Source organism: Nitrospirota bacterium (assembly GCA_020851375.1).
Taxonomy (GTDB): Bacteria; Nitrospirota; 9FT-COMBO-42-15; order HDB-SIOI813; family HDB-SIOI813; genus RBG-16-43-11.
In genome coordinates, this window is sequence record JADZCV010000048.1 from 49,538 (window position 1) to 70,723 (window position 21,186).

The 21,186-nt window shown below is 45.6% G+C and carries 17 protein-coding genes; 3 read left to right on the forward strand and 14 right to left on the reverse strand.

Annotated features, from left to right (window positions below; all coding sequences use genetic code 11):
* Positions 1-114: 114 nt before the first annotated feature.
* Both IT393_12070 and IT393_12075 read right to left on the reverse strand, forming a co-directional pair.
* Positions 115-1,518 (reverse strand): heavy metal sensor histidine kinase, encoded by a 1,404-nt coding sequence (locus IT393_12070; protein MCC7203381.1) that lies wholly within the window; start codon positions 1,516-1,518, stop codon positions 115-117.
* Complete coding sequence (locus IT393_12075) at positions 1,484-2,191, reverse strand: response regulator transcription factor (GenBank protein ID MCC7203382.1); 708 nt, start codon at positions 2,189-2,191, stop codon at positions 1,484-1,486. Before IT393_12075 ends, IT393_12070 begins: the two co-directional genes overlap by 35 nt.
* Positions 2,192-2,299: 108 nt before the next feature.
* Between IT393_12075 and IT393_12080 the strand changes: the two genes are divergently transcribed.
* From IT393_12080 to IT393_12090, 3 genes are all read left to right on the forward strand, one after another.
* A complete protein-coding gene (locus tag IT393_12080; protein ID MCC7203383.1) occupies positions 2,300-3,073 on the forward strand; it encodes an ABC transporter ATP-binding protein in 774 nt (257 codons plus the stop codon).
* On the forward strand, positions 3,073-3,786 hold the full coding sequence (locus tag IT393_12085) for an ABC transporter ATP-binding protein (protein ID MCC7203384.1): 714 nt from the start codon (positions 3,073-3,075) through the stop codon (positions 3,784-3,786). Before IT393_12080 ends, IT393_12085 begins: the two co-directional genes overlap by 1 nt.
* 168 nt (positions 3,787-3,954) lie before the next feature.
* The gene (locus IT393_12090) at positions 3,955-4,155 is read left to right on the forward strand and encodes a cold-shock protein (GenBank protein MCC7203385.1); all 201 of its coding nucleotides are present in this window, start codon (positions 3,955-3,957) and stop codon (positions 4,153-4,155) included.
* 42 nt (positions 4,156-4,197) lie between these two features.
* Here the strand turns inward: IT393_12090 and IT393_12095 are convergent, their stop codons facing one another.
* The 12 genes from IT393_12095 to IT393_12150 form a co-directional block, all read right to left on the reverse strand.
* A complete protein-coding gene (locus IT393_12095; GenBank protein ID MCC7203386.1) occupies positions 4,198-5,700 on the reverse strand; it encodes a leucyl aminopeptidase in 1,503 nt (500 codons plus the stop codon).
* A gap of 19 nt (positions 5,701-5,719) precedes the next feature.
* Entirely contained in the window at positions 5,720-6,355 is a 636-nt protein-coding gene (locus IT393_12100; GenBank protein ID MCC7203387.1) for a septal ring lytic transglycosylase RlpA family protein, read from the reverse strand.
* The gene (gene gyrA, locus IT393_12105) at positions 6,339-8,783 is read right to left on the reverse strand and encodes a DNA gyrase subunit A (GenBank protein ID MCC7203388.1); all 2,445 of its coding nucleotides are present in this window, start codon (positions 8,781-8,783) and stop codon (positions 6,339-6,341) included. The genes IT393_12100 and gyrA overlap by 17 nt, the downstream gene beginning before the upstream one ends.
* A 139-nt stretch (positions 8,784-8,922) precedes the next feature.
* Positions 8,923-11,319, reverse strand: coding sequence for a DNA topoisomerase (ATP-hydrolyzing) subunit B (gyrB, locus tag IT393_12110; protein MCC7203389.1), 2,397 nt, complete (start codon positions 11,317-11,319; stop codon positions 8,923-8,925).
* A gap of 19 nt (positions 11,320-11,338) precedes the next feature.
* Positions 11,339-12,514: a DNA polymerase III subunit beta gene (gene dnaN / locus IT393_12115; protein MCC7203390.1), complete on the reverse strand. Its 1,176-nt coding sequence runs from the start codon at positions 12,512-12,514 to the stop codon at positions 11,339-11,341.
* Positions 12,515-12,534: 20 nt separating this feature from the next.
* The gene (gene dnaA, locus IT393_12120; protein ID MCC7203391.1) at positions 12,535-13,854 is read right to left on the reverse strand and encodes a chromosomal replication initiator protein DnaA; all 1,320 of its coding nucleotides are present in this window, start codon (positions 13,852-13,854) and stop codon (positions 12,535-12,537) included.
* Between the two features lie 289 nt (positions 13,855-14,143).
* On the reverse strand, positions 14,144-15,055 hold the full coding sequence (locus tag IT393_12125) for a peptidyl-prolyl cis-trans isomerase (protein ID MCC7203392.1): 912 nt from the start codon (positions 15,053-15,055) through the stop codon (positions 14,144-14,146).
* 2 nt (positions 15,056-15,057) lie between these two features.
* Positions 15,058-15,918 carry a peptidylprolyl isomerase gene (locus tag IT393_12130; GenBank protein ID MCC7203393.1) on the reverse strand — a complete coding sequence of 287 codons (861 nt, stop codon included), beginning with the start codon at positions 15,916-15,918 and terminating at the stop codon, positions 15,058-15,060.
* Positions 15,919-15,951: 33 nt separating this feature from the next.
* On the reverse strand, positions 15,952-19,305 hold the full coding sequence (mfd, locus tag IT393_12135; GenBank protein MCC7203394.1) for a transcription-repair coupling factor: 3,354 nt from the start codon (positions 19,303-19,305) through the stop codon (positions 15,952-15,954).
* 10 nt (positions 19,306-19,315) lie between these two features.
* Positions 19,316-19,789, reverse strand: a complete 474-nt coding sequence (gene rfaE2 / locus IT393_12140; GenBank protein ID MCC7203395.1) for a D-glycero-beta-D-manno-heptose 1-phosphate adenylyltransferase — start codon at positions 19,787-19,789, stop codon at positions 19,316-19,318.
* 17 nt (positions 19,790-19,806) lie between these two features.
* Complete coding sequence (locus tag IT393_12145; GenBank protein ID MCC7203396.1) at positions 19,807-20,376, reverse strand: D-sedoheptulose 7-phosphate isomerase; 570 nt, start codon at positions 20,374-20,376, stop codon at positions 19,807-19,809.
* A 453-nt stretch (positions 20,377-20,829) separates the two neighbouring features.
* Positions 20,830-21,183, reverse strand: coding sequence for an HPF/RaiA family ribosome-associated protein (locus IT393_12150; GenBank protein ID MCC7203397.1), 354 nt, complete (start codon positions 21,181-21,183; stop codon positions 20,830-20,832).
* Between the last annotated feature and the right edge of the window lie 3 nt (positions 21,184-21,186).

Genomic DNA, 21,186 nt, shown 5'->3' on the forward strand with positions numbered 1-21,186 from the left:
CCCCTTTCTGTTTTTTTGTACTCGTTGAAGCCGGATGCCTGAGCCCCGGCCTTTACAATCTGACAACTTTATACTAAAAAGATTAAATGGATATTAATAATAAATTAATTTTTTCTAATCCCAAACCGGAAGGGATACGGTAAACGTACTCCCCTTGCCAACAGTACTTTCTACGGATATGGCACCGTGGTGAGCTTCAACGATCCATTTGCAGAGGCTTAATCCAAGTCCATGTCCCTGGTTTGAGCGGGATTTATCCGCCTGGTAAAACCGTTCGAATATATGCGGAATATCCTCTTCCGGAATGCCACAACCGGTATCCGCCACAGAGACCAATACCCCGCCATCTTTTCTGCAGAGCGAGAGTACGACATCTCCTCCTTCCGGAGTATATATAACGGCATTCTGGACGAGGTTGAGCAATAGTTCTCCAAGGAGGAGTTCGTCTCCCCTGATCAGGAGAGCGCCCTGTGTATCCAATGTCATATGAATTTTTTTCTCCAGGGCAGGAGTCCGGAATTGTTTATAAACGTATCCCAGCAGTTCCGCCAAATCAAGCTCAACCGTATTGAGCGTAATCTCCCCCCGGTCGGCCCTGGAAAGGAATAAAAGCCTTTCCACGATCTTTTCCATACGGAGGATCTCTTCGAGATTGCTTTCGAGGGTCTTTTGGTACTCCTCACTGCTTCGCAATCTCTTCAGGCCCAGCTCCGTCTGTCCCCGTAGAATGGAAAGCGGAATCCTGAGCTCATGAGAGACATTATCGCTGAACTCCGCGATCTGCCGGAAAGATTTCTCAAGCCTTGTAATCATATCGTTAAACGCAGCCGTCAGGTCTCTTATCTCCTGGCTGGTCCCCTCTGACACCTCTATTCTGTGCTGCAGGTCGCCTGAACTTATACGATGAGATGCCCTGATCACAGCATCCAGTGGTTTCAGGGCCCGCTTTGTAAGGAACCACCCCCCTCCGCCAATGAGCACTGTAGTAGCCGGAATAAATAAGAGATTCAGGAACAATAAATTTTCCAGGGTGGTTTGAATATCATGGATGGAGCTCCCGACCTGAATAATATAGACCAGCCTGTTCCCATGGAACACAGGCTTGGTCAATATGCGCATAGAGGTGAGGCCATCCATTACAGAGAGCGTAGTCAGACTTTTTTCATTGTGGAATATCTTCCCCCACATCTCTTCTGTTACCGGAAATCTCTCCTCCTCAGATACAGATGAGCTGAAGATGATCTCTCTGGAGGGATCATATACCTCCACAATAATCCCCTTTAATTCAATATCCGGATACTCCCGTACCATCCTTGCAACAGCTGTCTTGACATCATCTTTTGTAGGAACCTTCCCCGGTATTGAGGAATCAAGGATATCGGCAACTACCTTCAGTGAGTAGTCTTTCTGACTCTCCAGTATACTTTTATATCCGGTGTAACGAATTCCGGCCAGGAAGCTCAGGACTACAATGACTAAGATACTAAACCATATGGCCAGCCTGGTCCGTATGGCCATTATTTCCCTCCCGCAACATATAACCGACACCACGGATGGTCTGAATCAGCTTATGCGGCTCTCCCTTGTCAATCTTATTACGCAGGTAGGTAATGTACACATCAATGACATTCGTCTCTGTATCAAAATCAATGTTCCAGACATGTTCGGATATCATGCTGCGGGTGAGTACCCTGTTTGGATTTCGCATGAAGTACTCGAGCAGTGCATACTCCTTGTTGGTCAGATCTATCCTTCTGCTTCCGCGGTAAACCTCCCGCATCACTGGATTTAACTTCAGGTCATCGATCCTCATGGCTCCAGCCTGTTCCGGTGACCGCCGGCGAAGGAGCGCCCTAATCCTGGCTAAAAATTCTTCAACGGAGAAGGGTTTGGTCAGATAGTCATCACCCCCCAAATCAAGGGCCATGACCTTATCTTTGACGGCATCCCTTGCCGTAAGCACAAGGATCGGTGTTTTACACCCCGTTTTCCTGAGCTTCCTGATGATATTCAGCCCGTCCATTTTGGGGAGCATCAGGTCCAGTATAATCAGGTCATAGTCATGGGTCTCAGCGAACAACAGTCCGTCCTCGCCATTAAATGCCTGGTCCGCTGCATGCTGTTCTTCTTCAATGGCCTGGCACAGAAAATTGGAAACCTTTTTTTCATCCTCAATAATTAATATTCTCATAATCAGAAGTTACCGTAGCAGGATGAGGCTATGCTGTCAAGCGGACGGTTTCGCGCAACAAAAAATAAATCTGTCCCCTTTTCCTGAATTTTACTACAATACGTTTATATGGAACCACTCCTGGAGGCAAAAGACGTATCAAAATACTTTGGTGGTCTTAAGGCATTGGACGGGGCAGTGCTTGATATATTCCCCGGCGAGATCATAAGCCTTATCGGACCTAATGGTGCAGGCAAAACAACGTTTTTCAATTGTATCACCGGCCTGGTATCACCGGACAAGGGCGAAATTATATTTAAAGGTAAAAAGATCAATAACCTGAAGCCCCACGAAATTACCAGGCACGGTATTGCAAGGACTTTTCAAAACCTGCGCCTGTTTGCCGAGATGACAGCCCTTGAGAATGTCATGGTAGGAGGATTCTGCAGGACAAAGGGTAGTTTGGCAGGGGCCATATTCCGTACCAGAAACACGATTGAGGAAGAGCGCCGGCTGTCATCAAAGGCAATGAAACTGCTCGAATTCGTAGGCATTGGAGGCCTGATGGAGAGCTGGGCAAGGGATCTCTCTTACGGCGACAGGAGGAGGCTTGAGATTGCGAGGGCGCTCGGCAGTGAACCATCACTCCTGCTTCTTGACGAGCCTGCGGCAGGACTGAACCCGAGTGAGTCAGGAAAACTCATGGATATCATCAGACAGATACGCGACAGGGGAATTACCATACTCCTTATCGAGCACGATATGACGGTAGTTATGGGTATCTCCGACCGTGTTGCTGTGCTCGATTACGGAGTAAAGATTGCTGAAGGCCTGCCTGCAGAGATACAAAGGAATCCGGCTGTAATTGAGGCTTATCTTGGAAAAGAGGAAAACATAAACTAATGCTCCGCCTTGAAAACGTGCACGCCTCATATGAAGCCATAGAGGTACTAAAGGGCATCTCTCTGGAAGTAAAGAAAGGGGAGATAGTTACTATTATAGGCGCCAACGGCGCAGGCAAGACCACCACACTAATGTCCATTTCAGGAATAAACAGGGTTCTTAAAGGAAATATCACCTTCAATAACCAGGATATTTCAAACCTCCCGCCGCATAAGATCGTAGGGCTCGGTATCTCCCAGGTCCCAGAAGGGAGGAGGATACTGCCTCGCTTTACAGTACGCGAGAATCTGGAGATGGGGGGTTTTTTGTGCCGGGAAAAAAAGGAGTTGAAAGAGAGGATTGACATGATTTACAGTCACTTCCCGATTCTATCGGAACGGAGAAGTCAGTATGGCGGGACGCTGAGCGGCGGTGAGCAGCAGATGCTTGCAATCGGCCGGGCGCTTATGTCAAAACCTGTTCTCCTGCTTCTTGACGAGCCTTCGCTGGGATTAGCGCCAATGGTTGTATCCAGGATCTTTGATATAATCCGTAAAATCAACAGGGAGGGAGTAACCATCCTGCTTGTAGAGCAAAATGCAAGAGCAGCCCTCATGCTCGCCAACAGGGGATACGTGATGGAAACAGGAGCAGTTATCCTTTCCGATGACGCAAAGTCTCTGATATCAGACAAAAAGGTGCGCGAGGCATATTTGGGAGAGTCCGGGGCTTAAGGATTTTTTTCTCTTGACGATAATAATTTATTATGTTAGATTGTTAACGTTTTTATGCATCAGATTTTGCAGTCTTGATGAAATAGTAGATCGGCCATCGGTAACCGCAGGGGTTTGTAGTGGCCTCTGCGGTTTTTTTTATTTCTGTAGAAAAGGAGGTCAGAAGCAATGCCAAGAGGTCGTGTAAAATGGTTCAATGACAAAAAAGGCTACGGTTTCATTGAACAAGAAAATGGCGAAGATGTCTTTGTACATTTCTCAGCCATAACTGAAGAAGGCTTCAAGAGCTTGAGCGAAGGTCAGGAAGTAGAGTTTGAAGTTACGTCCGGTCCTAAGGGTGCCCAGGCCAAGAACGTCACTAAAGTGTAAATCCGTAGAATCAAGTGCCCCGCTTCGGCGGGGCACTATTCTTTAAGCATCCATCAATAACTGCAGAATCAGTCTCGTGCCAACTGCCGTAGGGCCAGCAGGCACATATGCCTTATCTTTGTCACCCCATTCCGTGCTTGCAATATCAAGGTGCACCCATGGATAGTTTTCAACAAATTTACTGAGGAAGATAGCGGCCGTTATAACTCCTCCTTCCCTTCCTCCTGAGTTTTTCATGTCTGCTACAGGTGTCTTTATCTGCTCTGCATACTCATCCCACAAAGGCATCTCCCAGACCCTTTCCCAAACCTTCTCCCCGGCTGCAGTTACACGATCCTTTAACGCCTTGTCATTACCCAGCATTCCTATTGCATGACTCCCCAATGCAACTGCACAGGCTCCGGTAAGCGTCGCTATATCAATTATCCATCTTGGCTTATATCTCGTTGCATAGAAGAGGGCATCGCTCAATGCAAGCCTTCCCTCTGCATCCGTACTGATAATCTCTATGGTCCTCCCGCTCATGGATCTGAGGATATCACCCGGCCGGATTGCGGTTCCGCTCGGCATATTTTCAGTTGCAGGAAGCAATCCCACTATATTGAGAGGGAGTCTTAGCATGGATGCCGCCCTTAGAACTCCTATTGTCGCAGCCCCGCCGGACATATCATATTTCATTTTGCCCATCCCTTCGCTCGGCTTAATAGAGATCCCTCCACTGTCAAATGTGATGGACTTGCCGACAATTACAACAGGCTTTTCTCCCTTTTTACCCCCGTTATACTCCAGAATTATAAACTTAGGCGGCTCTGCACTACCCTGTGATACCCCAAGATATGCACCCATACCAAGCTTCTCTATCTGTGGCCTGGACAAAACCGTACACTTAATTTTTGCAGACCTCGCCATTTTCTTTGCAGATTCAGCAAGTATGCCGGGGGTCATATCATTGGCAGGATAGTTGATGAGGTCGCGGGCCAGATTAACTGAATCCGAGATTATCCGCCCCTTTTCAACACCCTTTTTAACAGCAGTAACGGTCTTTCTGTCTTTCTCAACAAAACGCATCTCTTCTATATTTTTTGTATTGCCGTTTTCCCTGACCTTGTATTTGGTAAACCTGTAAAGCGCCAGGTTAGCTGCCTCAGACACAGCCGTCGCAACGTCCTCTGCTGTCACGCCCTGCGTTGTTTTAATAAACGAAACTGCTGAAACTCCAACTTTCTTTAATCCCATTTCCCTGGCACGCAGAACCCCCCGGCCTGCAGCCTGCCGTATCTGTTCAATCCCTGCCTTTTCAACCTTCCCCAACCCGCACAAAATAAAATATCCGGCCGGCGCCATCTCCCTCGTTTCAAGAACCTCTGTCTGCTCAATCTTGCCTGTAAACGATTTGCGGCTTAATACCCTGTCAACGGTCCCTCCGAGAAGCCTGTTTACCTCTTCAGCAAACGGGCTCATTTCTCCAGTATCTTCATAAATACCAATAAGTATCGCATCCACACGTTCTCTTAAAAGCGAACCTTCTTTTACTGTAAACTTGATCATGATGTCCCAATCCCCCTCAGTCTTTCCTCGTGATAAAGTATGAAAAACCTTCCTCTGACAGTTTCTCTGCCAGATATTCCGCCCGCTTGATATCCTTAGTAGAACCGACACGTACCCTGTAAAACTGTTTATCCTTTGTCCCGAAAGTTTTTATATACACGTCCTGATATCTGCGGTTCAATTTTTCCTTTAGTCTTATGGCATTCTCCTCCAACTCAAAAGAGCCCACCTGTACTGTAAAATCCGTCAGGCTCTCTCCCCATTTCAATACCTTTATCTCAACCCGGGATAATCCCTTTTCTGCCATTCCAATTTCCCGGGCAGCCGAGTACGACAGATCTATGATGCGGCCGTCTACAAAAGGACCCCTGTCATTTATCTTTACTACTACGGACTGGTCATTCTCCAGGTTTGTGATTTTTGCAACCGTGCCAAGGGGCATGAGTTTATGAGCCGCAGTGAGGTCATACATATTGTATATCTCGCCGCTTGACGTAGGCTTGCCGTGAAAATCCTCACCATACCACGACGCTATACCCCTCTCCACATAGCCCGCTGCATAGGGAGACCTGTGGGCAGGCAGGGTACAGGAGGAAACGACAAGTGCAACAATAAAAATAAACAGGTGCGGTATCTTAAACGACCTCTCCATCTTCCCTCTCTGCTAATTTTACAACTCCGGCAACCTTATCATTATCTTCAATATTAATAAGCCTTACCCCCTGGGTATTGCGGCCAATGATGGATATGTCCCTCGTCTTCATCCTTATTATCATACCTGCAGACGTAAGTATCATTATCTCGTCATCTTCAGTCACCTGTATGGCTGAAATGGCCTTGCCGTTTTTCTGGGTGACTTTTATAGTGAGGATCCCCTTGCCGCCGCGCCCCTGCATCCTGTACTCAGACAGATCTGTCCTTTTCCCGTAACCCCGTTCAGTAACCGTCAGAATGGAAGAATTGTCCTGCACTATCTCCATACCTACAACAAAATCGTCTTCATCAAGATCAATCCCCTTGACACCCCTTCCGACCCTCCCTATAGTCCTGATATCTTCCTCGTTGAAGCGGATTGACATGCCATTATGCGTACTCAGCAGAATCTCCTGATTGCCTGACGTAATTCGGACTGACCCTAACTTATCACCTTCATCAAGCAGTATGCCGATTATACCGCCCACCCTTATGCTGCTGTAAACATTGAGCGGGGTCTTTTTAATCACGCCCTTTATGGTTGCCATAACAACATATTCTGTTTCACTGAAGACCTTTACCGGCAACACAGCAGTAACGCGTTCATCCTTGTTTAGCTGAAGCAGGTTTACTATGGCCTTGCCTTTTGCAAGCCTGCCTGCCTCCGGTATCTGGTGCACCTTCATGCTGTAAACCTTACCGCTGTCTGTAAAGAAGAGCAGGTAGTCGTGCGTGGACGCAACAAAGAGGTGCTCAACAAAGTCCTCCTCCTTTGTCTCCATCCCTATCTTACCCTTTCCTCCCCGTTTCTGGCTCCTGTATGTCGTTACCGGATTCCTCTTTATGTATCCGGTGTGGGAAATCGTTATTACCATATCTTCTTCAACGATAAGGTCTTCTATATCAATCTCTTTTGTCTCAGGGACTATCTCTGTCCTCCGGGAGTCTGAGTATGCCTCCTTAATTTGTGTCAACTCATCCATTATTATCTTCATCACAAGGGCATCGCTGGAAAGTACGGAATTCAGATATGCAATCAGCTCAATGAGCTGTCTGTATTCTTCCTCAAGCTTTTCACGTTCAAGGCCTGTAAGCCTCTGCAACCTCATATCGAGTATGGCCTGGGCCTGAATGGCTGAAAGGGTAAACCTGGCAATCAGTGCACCCTTTGCCTCCTCAGGAGTCCTTGACCTCTTTATCAGGTTTATTATCTCATCAAGGTTAGCCAGCGCTATTTTGAGGCCCTCCAAAATGTGGGCCCTCTCTTCTGCCTTCTTCAGCTCATACTGGCTCCTCCGGACTACCACCTCACGCCGGTGTTCTATAAAATAACCGAGCATGTCCTTCAGATTCAGGATTCTTGGCTGATTATTAACAAGGGCCAGCATTATGATGCCGAAACTGCTCTGCATCTGGGTATGTTTATACAAGTGATTAAGGATTATCGCAGCCTGCTCCCCTCGTTTTACTTCAACGACGATACGCATCCCATCGCGGTCTGATTCATCCCTGACCTCAGAAATCCCCTCAATTTTCTTATCTCTCACAAGTCCTGCGATCGCTTCTATAAGCTTTGCCTTGTTTACCTGATAGGGGATCTCGGTAATAATAATGCTCTCCCTGTCTGTCCTTTGATTGGTCTCTATGAGCGCCCGCGCCCTCATCTGAACGATTCCCCGGCCAGTCCTGTAAGCCTCCCGGATCCCGGTGAGACCATGAATAAAACCTGCAGTGGGAAAGTCAGGGCCCTTAATGATGCCAGTCAGCTGGTCCACAGTTACATCCGGGTTTTCAATATACATAATCAGACCGTCCACAATCTCGCCAAGATTATGGGGTGGGATGTTCGTGGCCATACCGACAGCAATTCCCGCTGCACCGTTTATAAGCAGGTTAGGTATCTTTGCAGGGAGGACAAGCGGTTCTTCCATTGAGCCGTCATAATTCGGGATGAAGTCTACGGTCTCCTTGTCAATGTCAGCCAGCATCTCACTGGTAATCCTGGACATCCTGATCTCGGTATAACGCATCGCTGCAGGCGGGTCTCCGTCAACAGAGCCAAAGTTTCCCTGTCCGTCAATCAGCGTGTATCTCATCGAGAAGTCCTGGGCAAGCCTCACAGCGGTATCGTAAACAGCGACATCACCATGCGGGTGATATTTACCAATAACATCGCCGACGATCCTCGCCGACTTCTTATACGGCCTGTTCCATACAACGCCCATCTCATGCATGGCAAACAGGACACGCCTGTGAACGGGCTTCAGGCCATCTCTTATATCAGGCAGGGCCCTTCCTACGATAACACTCATGGCATAGTCAAGATACGAAGACCTCATCTCATCTTCGATACTTACCGGCACCCTTCTTTCGCCACCTATAGCCAATTCATGCCCTCCATGCGTTCACTCGAAAATCTCCGTTCAATTCCCCCTATCCCCCTTTACTAAAGGGGGGGAACGAATTTCCCCCTTTGGAAAAGGGGGACTAAGGGGGATTTCTCATCTGCCTTTGTGAGCCCCCATTCTATACATCGAGGTTCTTTACCTCCCGTGCATTATCCTCAATAAACTTCCTTCGGGGCTCAACCTGATCACCCATCAGGATCGTAAATATCTCATCAGCCATTACGCTGTCATCCAGTGAAACCTGGAGCAGTGTCCTTGTCTCCGGGTTCATCGTTGTCTCCCACAACTGCTCAGGGTTCATCTCCCCCAGCCCTTTGTACCTCTGGATATTCAATCCCTTCTTGCTAAGATCCATCACAAAAGAAAGCAATGACGACGATGAGTCGAGCGTATGTTCTTTTTCATCTGTGCGCACCCTGTAAGGCGCAGTGCCAAGTCCGGACTTCCCCGGTGAGAGCGCCTTTAACTCCCTGAATTCAGGAGATGAGATAAAATCTTCATCAATCATCATCTTTTGATGCACTCCGGCCTTCCTGATTTCAATAGCGAGCTTATATGATATGTGCTCCTCATCACCAAGTATCTCGATATTCAGAGAATCACCCGGCCGGCGCGATGTAAACCGTTCCCTGATCTTTTCAATAATCCCTTCCACTATATTCCGGTCCTTCAAGGATTCCCTGTCTATGTCTGACTGTGTAAGGGTGCTCATTACATCAGGGTCATTCTGTTTTTTGGAAATCTGATCAATAAGACTCCTGTAGGTAACAAGTTTGATCAGTAACTTTTCAAGCCTTTCTCCTTTAATCCAGGTGTTCTTATCTTTGTCCAGAAGTTCTATCTCTTCAGAGGCCGTTTTTATGAGAAAACTGTTCAGGCCCGCTTCATCCTTGATATACTGCTCCGACTTCTGTCTCGATACCTTAAACAGCGGCGGCTGGGCTATGTATATGTATTTGTTTTCTATTAACTGAGGCATCTGCCTGTAGAAAAAGGTCAGAATAAGAGTACGTATGTGAGCGCCATCCACGTCGGCATCTGTCATAATTATTACCTTGCGGTATCTTGCCCTCGAGAGATCAAAGTCCTCAGTCCCGATGCCTGTACCGAGTGCAGTTATAATAGTCCTTATCTCTTCACTTGAGAGTATCTTGTCAAAACGCGCCTTCTCAACATTCAATATCTTTCCGCGGAGCGGTAATATCGCCTGATTGCGCCTGTCCCTCCCCTGCTTGGCAGAGCCTCCGGCCGAGTCTCCCTCAACAAGGAATAATTCACAGAAGGCAGGGTCCTTTTCAGAGCAGTCCGCAAGCTTGCCCGGCAGGTTGCCGCCGTCCATTGCATTTTTTCGTCTTATCAGCTCCTTGGCCTTCCTTGCCGCCTCCCTTGCCCGCGCCGCATTCAGCGCCTTATCAACTATCTTCCGTGCTATAGAGGGATTTTCTTCAAAGAACGTCCCAAGCTGATCATTGACAACGGCCTCAACCAAACCCTTTACCTCACTGTTGCCAAGTTTGGTTTTGGTCTGTCCTTCAAACTGGGGGTTGGGAAGTTTAATGCTTACGACCGCTGTCAACCCCTCTCTTATATCATCACCGAGTAAAGTCTCACCCTTGAGCATATTATTGGCAGTTGCATAGTTGTTTATGGTCCGGGTAAGAGCTGCCTTGAAACCTATAAGATGGGTGCCTCCTTCTTTTGTATTGATGTTGTTGGCGAAGGAGAAAAGGTTTTCAGAATAACTGTCATTATACTGTATGGCAGCCTCAAGTATGACACCGTTTTTTTCAGCATTTATATATACAGGGTTATGAATGGCATTTTTGTTCTCATTTAAATGATCCACGAACTGGACAATCCCGCCCTTATATTTGTATATTCCCGACTTGCGCGTGCGTTCATCAGTAATGGATATTTCAAGCCCTTTGTTTAGGAAGGCGAGTTCCCTCAATCTGTGGGCAAGGGTATCAAAGCTGTACTCTGTATTTTCAAAAATCTCTGCATCAGGTTTAAAGGTAATCTTGGTGCCGCATTTCTTTGTCTTTCCCACAATGTTCAGGGTGGTAACGGGATTTCCCCGTTCATACTTCTGCTGATAAACTGAGCCGTCTCTCTTGATTTCCAGCTCAAGCCACTCTGACAGTGCATTTACAACCGAAACACCTACTCCATGCAGGCCGCCGGATACCTTATATGTTGCATTATCAAATTTTCCCCCTGCATGCAGGACAGTCAGCGCAACCTCAGCAGCAGGCTTGTTCTGTGTGGGATGCATGTCAACCGGTATGCCTCTTCCATTATCAATCACTGTAACACTGTTATCAATATGAATTATAACCTCAATGTTATCGCCATATCCGGCCATTGACTCATCAACACTGTTGTCAACAACCTCATATACCAGGTGATGAAGGCCTTCGATACCGGTATTGCCGATATACATGGCCGGCCGTTTTCTGACAGCCTCAAGTCCTTCCAGTACCTTTATATTTTCCGCTGTATATTGCTCTTCCATATTACCTCGCTCCGGCCGCCTATTCCGTATCCTGCACTCTCATCGGCATAACTATACAGGTATGGCCGGGATCCTTCTCCTGCCTGATAATGCAGGGGGTCAGGCTTGTCTGTGTCTCAATTATTACATCCTCATCATTCATGGAATCAAGGGCATCAAGTACATACTGATAGTTGAGGCTGACTGTAAGCCCCTTGCCCTCATACTTGATCTCTATATCCTCTGCCGCCTCTCCGATTTCCGGATCCCTGGCCCTTAATATTGCCTTATCCGGGGTAAACTCTATCAACAATGCCTTTGTCTTTTCACGGGACATCACTGATATACGCTTTATTACATGCATAAACATCTGCCTGTTAATTCTGATGACCTGATCCCCCCCTTTAGGTATTACCTGCCTGTAGTTCGGATAGTTCCCATCAATAAGACGTGACATTATGAATATGTCTTCCCCTTTCAGTGACAGCTCCTTTTCCCCCAGGCCTATTTTTACCTTTTCGTTGACATCAAGGAATCTGCGCATCTCGTGCAATGTCTTCTTTGGGATAATCGTGTGGGTCTTTGCAGTGGTTGTCTGGACAGGCATCCTGGATGTCCCCTGTTGACCCTCCAATTGTCTTTCACAAACAGCAAGCCTGTGGCCGTCTGTCCCTACCATGCGAAGGGTTGTCTTATTTTCATCCTCTTCGGCAACTTCCAGCAGGGCGCCGTTTAACACATGCCTTGCATCAGCATCTGCAACGGCAAAGAGGGTCTTTCTAATCATATCCCCCAATACCCTGGATTCAATCTCTATCATCCTGTCTTCCGTCAATTGCGGAAGTGATGGAAAATCTTCTTTACTGAACCCGGCAATCTTAAAAAGGCTTTTACCTGCCCTTATGGTTAAAAGCTTCCCGTCTTCAACAGATATATCAATATTTCCATCCGGAAGCTCCCTCACTATATCATAGAGTTTCCTGCCTGAAACCACAATTGCCCCCTCTCCATGGATCTGTGCAGGATAAGAACCCCTCATGCCTATTTCAAGGTCCGTGGCTACTATATCAAGTGTAGAATGTTTTGACTCAGAGGCTGATACCTTTCCATCAAGCAGCACATTCGACAGTATCGGCACTGTGCTCCTCCTGTCAATTATGCCCTGAACCCTCTGCAAACCCAGCAATAAAACACCTTTTTCAATTTGAAGTTTCATATTATCACCTTCCTTTTCTTTTACTCTTTGATCTTTTTTATCAAATCATCTATCAGATAAACCATATTGGGGTCATTTGCCTTTAGCTTTTCTATCATGTTACATGCATAAATTACCGTTGAATGGTCCTTTCCACCAAAGAGCCGTCCTATCTCAGGAAAAGACATCTTAAGGAGCTCCCGGCATAAAAACATGGCAATTTGCCGCGGAACAACGAGGGTCTTTGTCCGCTTCTTTGATTTAAGGTCAACCATCTTTATGTTAAAGTGGGCTGTTATCACCTTCTGTATTTTATCAACCGTTATTTTCTCTTCCCGCTCCCTGATAATATCTTTAAATATACGTTTTGCAAGTTCAAGAGAAAGCTCCTGACCTGTCAGCGATGAGAAGGCACCAAGCCGTATCAGGGCCCCCTCCAGTTCTCTGACATTTGTCCTTATGTTCTCAGCAAGAAACATTGCAACATCGTCCGGGAAAATAACGTGTGGAAATTCACCGGCTGCCTTCTTTTTAAGTATTGCAATCCTTGTCTCTATGTCCGGAGGCTGTATGTCCGCCAGCAGTCCCCACTCAAACCTCGAACGGAGCCGTTCATCTATATGTTGAATATCCTTTGGAAAGCGGTCGCTTGTAATAACAATCTGTTTTCGCGCCTCGTAAAGGGCATTAAATGTATAAAAGAACTCTTCAACGGTCCTGTCTTTTCCGGCAATAAACTGAATATCATCCATAAGAAGCACATCTATGTTGTTTCTGTACTTATTTCTCAGGTCTATGGTCTTATTGTTTAAAATAGCCTGAATCACCTCATTGGTAAATTGCTCGGAGGAAACATACAGTATTCTGCAGGAAGGTTTAGCTGCCATAATATGGTTTCCTATGGCATTAAGAAGATGCGTCTTTCCCAGCCCAACACCGCTGTAAATAAACAGAGGATTATATCCTGAACCCGGCGCCTCTGCTACTGCCCTTGTTGCAGCATGTGCAAACTGATTGCTCGGACCAATTACAAAAGAATCAAACGTATACTTTGGATTTAATTTTTCATCCTTCTTCTTTCTTAATCCGGTTGCTGGAGATGACTCTGCTGCTGAATCCTTAAGGTCTTCGCAGACCACAAAATCAATGTCTATTTCCTTTCCGGCAACCTTTTTTACAGTGTTTTTAATAACATCCATAAAATGATCCCTTAACCAGTTGCCAAGGAACACACTTGGAACTCCAATCTCCATAAAATTTTCCTTTAGTGAGTAGAGCCTGGTAGTGCGGAACCAGTTGTCAAAACTCTGTCTTGTAATTACATTTTCAATTTCTGAAAGACTAATTTCCCAGATATCCATTTAAACATTCCACAAACAATTTACAAACATAGTTATCAACAGGTGTTAATAACCCTGTTAATTACTTACATTACAAAGAGTTGAATATATATGAACATGCAGCTTAAATATACTTATTGGTACTGAATGAGGGACTTTTTACTATAACAGACTATTTATATAAAGGCAATGTCATAATACTTAAAAATGTCCCCGGTTATAAACAACTTCATCAACTGAATTACCCTTATTATTCAATTAATTATAAATCTATCCACAAACTAACAGCTATTAATACTACTACTATATTTTAAATATATATATTTATATAAGAAGAAGATTTCAGGTTATATAACCATTCCTTATAAGAGCTTTCACTCTTTTCCTGAAAGACAGATTCCATTATGTTATCTCTAACCTCATTAATGGATCTAAAACCCGTCTTTTTCACCTCAATCAACTTTATAATATAAAAACCCGCTGAAGTTCTGATTACATCACTTACCTCACCCTCTTTTAGACTAAATGCAGGCTTTTCAAGTTCAGGCATTAAATCACCCTTTTTTATAAAACCGAGGTCGCTTACAAAGTTAATATCCCTTGAATCAGAATATCTCCTCTTTAGATCAGAGATGGATATGTTATTATTAAGATATTCACGAATGTTATTTATCTTTTTTAAAGCCCTCTGTAATTCATCCTCTGAGTCCGGATCCTTCAATGGAACATTTACATAGCCAATCCTTATATTCTCAGGGAGTTTGAAATCAGACATATGAGATTGGTAATATGCCTCGATTTCCTTATCGCTGACCGAGATTTTTGATTTTACCTCCCTGTTTACAACCTTCAGAATGATTATCTGCTCCATAATTTCTCTTTTATAATCTTCTACAGAGATGCCTTCTCTGATCAGGGCATCTTTCATCTCTTCGTCTGAGTTAAACTTGTTCATCTTTTTTATGTCATTCAGCGCCTCATCCACTTCTGAGCTATTAGCGGATATGCCCTTTTTCTTTGCGGTCTGGAGCTGTAATTTTTTTTCAATTAAGAATGACAGGGTTTTTGAAGGAAAGACCTTTGTATCTGCTGTCCTTAATTCGCCTGAAGTAATAACATCATCGTTGACTACAGCAATGATCCTTTCTTCATCAGCCGATGCATTACAAAAAGGGGTAATAAGCAGTGATAATATAATGAATAAAAGTCCAATAATTTTCATGATTATTTTAAAAGATCTTCCTTTATTGTGATGCTTGCCTTTGATTTAAGGCCTGCCACAAGATTATCAAACTTTTCCTTCTTCTTTTTCTTTAACAGATTCTGCTCCAACTCTGTCTTTGCATCAGCAAAACTCTTCTCTTTTCCTGTCCTTCTGTCAGTTATCTTTATTATATGATAACCAAAACGGCTTTCAACAATATCGCTTATTTCACCTTTTTTTAATTTAAATGCAGCAGTCTCAAATTCTGGCACCATAACCCCTGAATGGAAGTAACCAAGGTCTCCACCCATTGCCTTACTGCCTGTATCTATAGAAGAGGATTTTGCGAGATCCTCGAACTTTGCGCCTGCCCTGAGCTTTTTTAGAATGCCTTCTGCCTCCTCTTTGGTCTTCAGGAGGATGTGGCTTGCCCTGACCTCAACCGGTGCCTTTGCCTCTTCAGGGTGTTCATCATAATATTTTTTTAATTCTTCATCCGATATTTTCATGTCTTCCTCAAGTTCTTTCTTAAAGAACTTTTCTACCAGTATTCTCTTCTTCATTTCTTCAAGCATATCTGCAGTTTCTTTTTCCTTATCCAGACCTTTATGTATGGCCTCCTGATACAATAATTCTCTGACAATCAGGTTATCAAGAAAACCTTTCTTAGTTTCAAGGTCAAGGTTACCTCCATGGGCCACAGTTGGATACTCCTTAAGTCTTTCATTAAAATCAGAAAGAGTTATTTCAGTATTGTTAATCTTTGCCAATATCTGCCCGCTGTCAGCGCCTTTAACAGCTTCCTTCTGCTTGCAGGATATGGAGGAAAAGGACACTACGGATACCATTGCTGCGGTTAAAATAATAAGTCTTTTATTCATCATATCTCCTTTGTGTTAAAATAAATGTAATATTTAAACATACCCCCCTACAACTTTCAAGCAGTTTATTATCTCAGAAAACAACCTTGACGGTTCCCTGTCTTTGAGCAAGAGGAGGAATTTATATTCTGATAAAAAGCGGATGTTTTTAGAATAAATCCTGATAATTTTCTGAAAAAGATCACTGCTTTTCTCTGTAACCTGAGGGTCAACAGTAAAGACAACCCCGCCGTCTCCGTCTTCAATTTTTGATATCCGGGACAAACATGCAAGGAGTTTAACCTCTATAATTTTTAACAGATTTTCCACCTGCAATGGTATTTGGCCGTAGCGGTCTGCCATCTCTTCCTTTATTGAGGATATCTGGGAATCTTCTCTGATGGATGAAAGCCTCTTGTATATAGAGAGTCTCTGGGATGAATCACTTATATATTCCTCCGGGATGTAGGAGGCGATTCCAAGGTTTATTGTCGGGACAAAATCCTCTTCTACTTTTTCACCACGGAATTGTTTGACCGCCCGGTCAAGCATCTGGGTATAAAGCTCAAAACCGACAGACGCAATGTGTCCTGACTGCCTGTGTCCCAGGAGGTTGCCGGCCCCGCGTATCTCGAGGTCCTTGTTTGCAAGCCGGAAGCCGGCCCCGAGGCCAGTCAATTCCTGTATAGCCTTTATCCTTTTCTTTGCATCTGTTGTCAGCACATCATCTGCAGGGACGATCAGGTATGCATATGCCTGGTGACCTGATCTGCCTACGCGCCCCCTTAACTGGTACAGGTCTGCAAGCCCGAACATATCTGCCCGATTGATAATTATGGTATTTGCCTCAGGTATATCAAGGCCTGACTCTACAATCGCCGTGCAGACAAGGAGGTTATAATCACCGTTTATAAATTTGAGCATGACATCTTCAAGGAGGCGTTCCCTCATCTGTCCGTGCGCAACCCCAATGCGTGCCTCAGGAATCAGCTCCTGCAGCACATTTGCAATCCCTGCAATAGTTTCCACCCTGTTGTGAACAAAATATACCCTTCCGCCCCTGTCAAATTCACGAAGGATTGCAGTACGGATAATCTTTTTGTCGAACGGGATTATAATGCTGTGTATTGCAATCCGGTCTTCCGGCGGAGTCTCTATTACACTTAAATCACGTATGCCAAGTAGGGCCATCTGAAGGGTCCGGGGAATTGGTGTCGCGGAGAGAGACAGGACATCAACACTCTTTCGCAACTGCTTTATACGCTCTTTCTGCGATACGCCGAAACGCTGTTCCTCATCCACAATAAATATTCCGGCGTTTCTGAATTTAATATCCTTCTGCAACAGGCCGTGCGTGCCAATGACAATGTCTATTGTGCCTTCTGCCAGCCCCCTGATAATCTCCTTCTGCTCCTTATGAGACCTGAAGCGGCTGAGCATCTCCACCCGTACCGGAAAAGACGCAAAGCGCCGTGCAAATGTCTGATAATGCTGCTGGGCCAGAAGGGTAGTAGGGACAAGTATTGCGGCCTGTTTGCCCTCGATGACCACCTTGCAGGCTGCCCTGAGGGCAACCTCCGTCTTCCCGTATCCGACATCTCCGCAGATGAGCCTGTCCATGGGTTTTTGTGTCCCGAGGTCTCTCATTACATCTTCTATGGCAGTAAGCTGGTCCGGTGTTTCTTCAAACTCAAAGGAAGACTCAAACTCTTTCATGAGGTGGTTTTCCGGCAGATAAGGTGTTCTTTCCACGACCATGCGTGTAGCATAAAGTTCGACCAGTTCCCCGGCAATCTCTTCAATCGCCTTTTCCACCCTTTTTTTGGTCTTTTCCCACTGTGACCCCTGGAGCTTGTCAATGTGAGGCGCGTGCCCCTCTGCACTGGCATATTTCTGGACGAGGTCCATCTTGTTTACCGGCACATAAACATAATCACTGCCTGAATATCTTATACAGAGAAAATCACCCTCCCCGCCGCTCAGTGTTTTTCTTACAAGTCCCTCATACTGTCCTATGCCGTGCTGGAGGTGGACCACATAGTCCCCTTCCCGGAGGTCCTGAAATGAAGTCAGAAAGGGTCGGGACTTCTGTTTCGCAGGGGGCCGCCGCCTGCCCTTTTTCCCGAAGATCTCATCTTCAGTTATAAAGAGCAGGGATGCCGCCGGATAAAAAAAGCCTGAAGAAAGATGACCGGATATTATACTAACAGGAAGGTGACCAATATCCGGCGTAGTGTGGGGGGGTATCCCCCGCCTTACGGTTTCCTGTTTTTTACCGGGCATTTCCCTGCCGAACATAAGGCCGGCCGTAAATGCCGGCGCTACGTCTTCGATTTTCTTCATTGTCGCCGGAACGTCATACTCCATAAGTATATCCCTGAACCGCTCTGCCTGTCCTGTAGTTGGTGAAACAACAACAATCAGATTCTCCTTCCTTAATATATCCAGCCTCTCTGATGTTTCCTTCAAAGGAGAAGGGGAGAGCAGGGATGATACCGAATTAATGGAATACGAAATAGTGCCTTCTATCGGAATTGCCTCAATATTTATCCTGTTTTTAAACAATTCCCGGAAATCCGTTATCTCATTCCATGGAAAATATAATTTCCCTGGTTCTTCTGCACGGCGTCCCTGAAGGAGGGCATCTTTGTACGTCTCCAGGATCTGGGACCAATATTCACCGGCATTTTTTTTAATCTCTGCTGCCTCGTCAAATACAACAATATCTTCATCAGAAAGATATTCGAACAGCGAACCAGCGTTTACACCCTCACAAGGTTCTTTTGCAGGCATGATTACAGCAGAATCAACCTGGGCTACAGACCGCTGGTTCTCAGGGTCAAAACGCCTCAGTGACTCTATAGTATCCCCGAAAAACTCAATCCTTAGAGGACCATCTTCACCCGGCGAATACACGTCTATAATCCCGCCCCGGAGGGCAAACGTCCCGCCTTTAATGACAAGGTCTGACGGTTCATATCCGATTTCAACGAGGTGAGCTGCAAATGCCTCTTTGTCCAGATCTGTTCCCGGCCTGATATGCCGCATCATGTCTTTCAGTGTGCCGGGTCTGATGACCTGCTGAATCATGGAATGGGCAGGACAGACAAAAATACCGCGCCTGCCTGACAGCAATGCAAGATAGGCGGACATCCTTGTATCCGTTATATCCGGGTGGGGAAGGATAGTGTCGTATGGAAGTATTTCCCAGTAAGGAAATGAGAAAATAGGGGGGGATGATGGGTAAAATTGCGAAAATAAACGCAAGTCTGTCTGAAGCGTTTCCGTTGTTTCGCTGTCAGGAGTTACTACGAATATGGAATGATTAGTCCTCGCAAAGAGTTCCGCAAGGTAAAGGGCCTTTGATGAACCCCACAGGCCGCTGATTTTAGAGATATGTTCACTCAACTAAACTTATTTACACCCTGTATTTTCTGATTATATTCTCGATAATATTTGTTGACGACGCCCCTTCAATAAACGGTATGGTGCATACCTTTCCGCCGTAAGATTCGACTATATCCCTTCCTATGATTTGATCAATGCCCCAGTCACCACCCTTGACCAGGACATCAGGTTTGACTGCCGCAATAGTATTATAAGGGTCAGGCTCATTGAAAATAACGACAAAGTCCACACAGCGGAGCGCCAAAAGCACCTCTGCACGCTCCTCCTGCGGTACAATAGGGCGATTCTGTCCCTTTATTATTTTTACCGACTCATCACTGTTTAAACCGACAATAAGCACATCCCCGAGATTTCTGGCCTCTTTCAGATACCGGACATGACCGACATGGATGATGTCAAAACATCCGTTAGTAAAAACGATGCTCTTTCCGGTCTGCTTCAAAGTGTTAACAGATTTAGATAAGGTTGATATATCAGTGGCCATCAATTCATACCGGTTTCTTATCCGAACAATGCATCTTCCACAACCTGGCAAATCACATGCCCTAAGGTAATGTGGACCTCCTGTATGCGCGGAGTGGATTGGGATGGGACGACAAAGGCATAATCAGCAAGAGAGGCAAGCCTGCCTCCGCCTCCGCCTGTCAGGCCAATTGTGGTAATCCCCAAATTCTTTGCAGCCTCAACAGCTGCCACTACATTTGGAGAGTTGCCGCTCGTACTGATCGCAATAACTATATCACCCTTCCTTGAAAGCGCCTCTACCTGACGGCTGAATACAAGGTCATATCCGTAATCGTTGCCGATGCTGGTTATGACTGCCATATCAGTATTAAGGGCGATTGCAGGGAGCGGAGGCCTGTCCTTTTGAAACCTGTTTACAAACTCACCGGCTATATGTGAGGCGTCAGATGAACTTCCGCCATTGCCCATCAGGAGGAGCTTGTTTCCATTCCTGAACGCAGAAATTATCAGCTCAGAAACCTCTCCTATGAGTTGAGAATACTGTGATATAAACAGTTCCTTTGTCCTGATGCTATCCGCGAATAGATTTCTTATTTTGTCATCCATCTTCACTCGAAAATACTCCTAAGTACCCGTTATTCCCACGGAACCTGCCCCCGCAGGATTTTTCACCCGTCATTCCCACGCAAGTGGGAATCCAGAACCAGGCCCTGGTTCTGGATTCCCGCTTTCGCGGGAATGACGTTTTTACGATACCTTGTGAGCGCAATCTCATGACGGTTCACCTGCAAATGCTCCTAAGTACCCGTTATTCCCACAGAACCTGCCCCCGCAGGATTTTTCACCCGTCATTCCCACGCAAGTGGGAATCCAGAACCAGGCCCCGGTCTGGATTCCCGCTTTCGCGGGAATGACGTTTTTACGATACCTTGTGAGCGCAGTCTCATGACGGTTCATCTGAAAATCCCCGTTCAAATCCCCCCTATCCCCCCTTTAGTAAGGGGAGAACTAATTTCCCCCTTTGAAAAAGGGGGACTAAGGGGGATTTTCATGGTGATTTTATTCCTGCTTCCTCGGTTTTTTCTCCGCCCGTCTTATTTTGTATTCATGTTCATGTTTCATCATATCCTTAAACTTTTTTATTTCCCTAAGCAGTCCATCAAATGCCAGATTCATGGCATTAAAGGCATCGAATCCCTTGTCCTTTGCTCGCAGTTTTTTCCTTGGAACGGAAAGGGTCAGAGATGTATAGTATTCCTCCCTCCGTGCATGTTTTTCAAAAGTGACCTCAAGGCTTACCGTATCATCATCAAATGTCGGAAGAAGTTCCTCCACCTTGCTTATCTTTTTTTCAAGCATTGCCTCCACCTGCGGCATAGGCTCGAGGTTTTTGTAGAATACTTTGCTAATCATATC

Bases quoted from the DNA above. Each gene is read 5' to 3' on its own strand.
- IT393_12070 (MCC7203381.1), bottom strand. From the start codon at position 1,518: ATGGCCATACGGACCAGGCTGGCCATATGGTTTAGTATCTTAGTCATT.
- IT393_12075 (MCC7203382.1), bottom strand. From the start codon at position 2,191: ATGAGAATATTAATTATTGAGGATGAAAAAAAGGTTTCCAATTTTCTG.
- IT393_12080 (MCC7203383.1), top strand. From the start codon at position 2,300: ATGGAACCACTCCTGGAGGCAAAAGACGTATCAAAATACTTTGGTGGT.
- IT393_12085 (MCC7203384.1), top strand. From the start codon at position 3,073: ATGCTCCGCCTTGAAAACGTGCACGCCTCATATGAAGCCATAGAGGTA.
- IT393_12090 (MCC7203385.1), top strand. From the start codon at position 3,955: ATGCCAAGAGGTCGTGTAAAATGGTTCAATGACAAAAAAGGCTACGGT.
- IT393_12100 (MCC7203387.1), bottom strand. From the start codon at position 6,355: ATGGAGAGGTCGTTTAAGATACCGCACCTGTTTATTTTTATTGTTGCA.
- gyrB (MCC7203389.1), bottom strand. From the start codon at position 11,319: ATGGAAGAGCAATATACAGCGGAAAATATAAAGGTACTGGAAGGACTT.
- dnaN (MCC7203390.1), bottom strand. From the start codon at position 12,514: ATGAAACTTCAAATTGAAAAAGGTGTTTTATTGCTGGGTTTGCAGAGG.
- dnaA (MCC7203391.1), bottom strand. From the start codon at position 13,854: ATGGATATCTGGGAAATTAGTCTTTCAGAAATTGAAAATGTAATTACA.
- IT393_12125 (MCC7203392.1), bottom strand. From the start codon at position 15,055: ATGAAAATTATTGGACTTTTATTCATTATATTATCACTGCTTATTACC.
- IT393_12130 (MCC7203393.1), bottom strand. From the start codon at position 15,918: ATGAATAAAAGACTTATTATTTTAACCGCAGCAATGGTATCCGTAGTG.
- rfaE2 (MCC7203395.1), bottom strand. From the start codon at position 19,789: ATGGCCACTGATATATCAACCTTATCTAAATCTGTTAACACTTTGAAG.
- IT393_12145 (MCC7203396.1), bottom strand. From the start codon at position 20,376: ATGGATGACAAAATAAGAAATCTATTCGCGGATAGCATCAGGACAAAG.
- IT393_12150 (MCC7203397.1), bottom strand. From the start codon at position 21,183: ATGATTAGCAAAGTATTCTACAAAAACCTCGAGCCTATGCCGCAGGTG.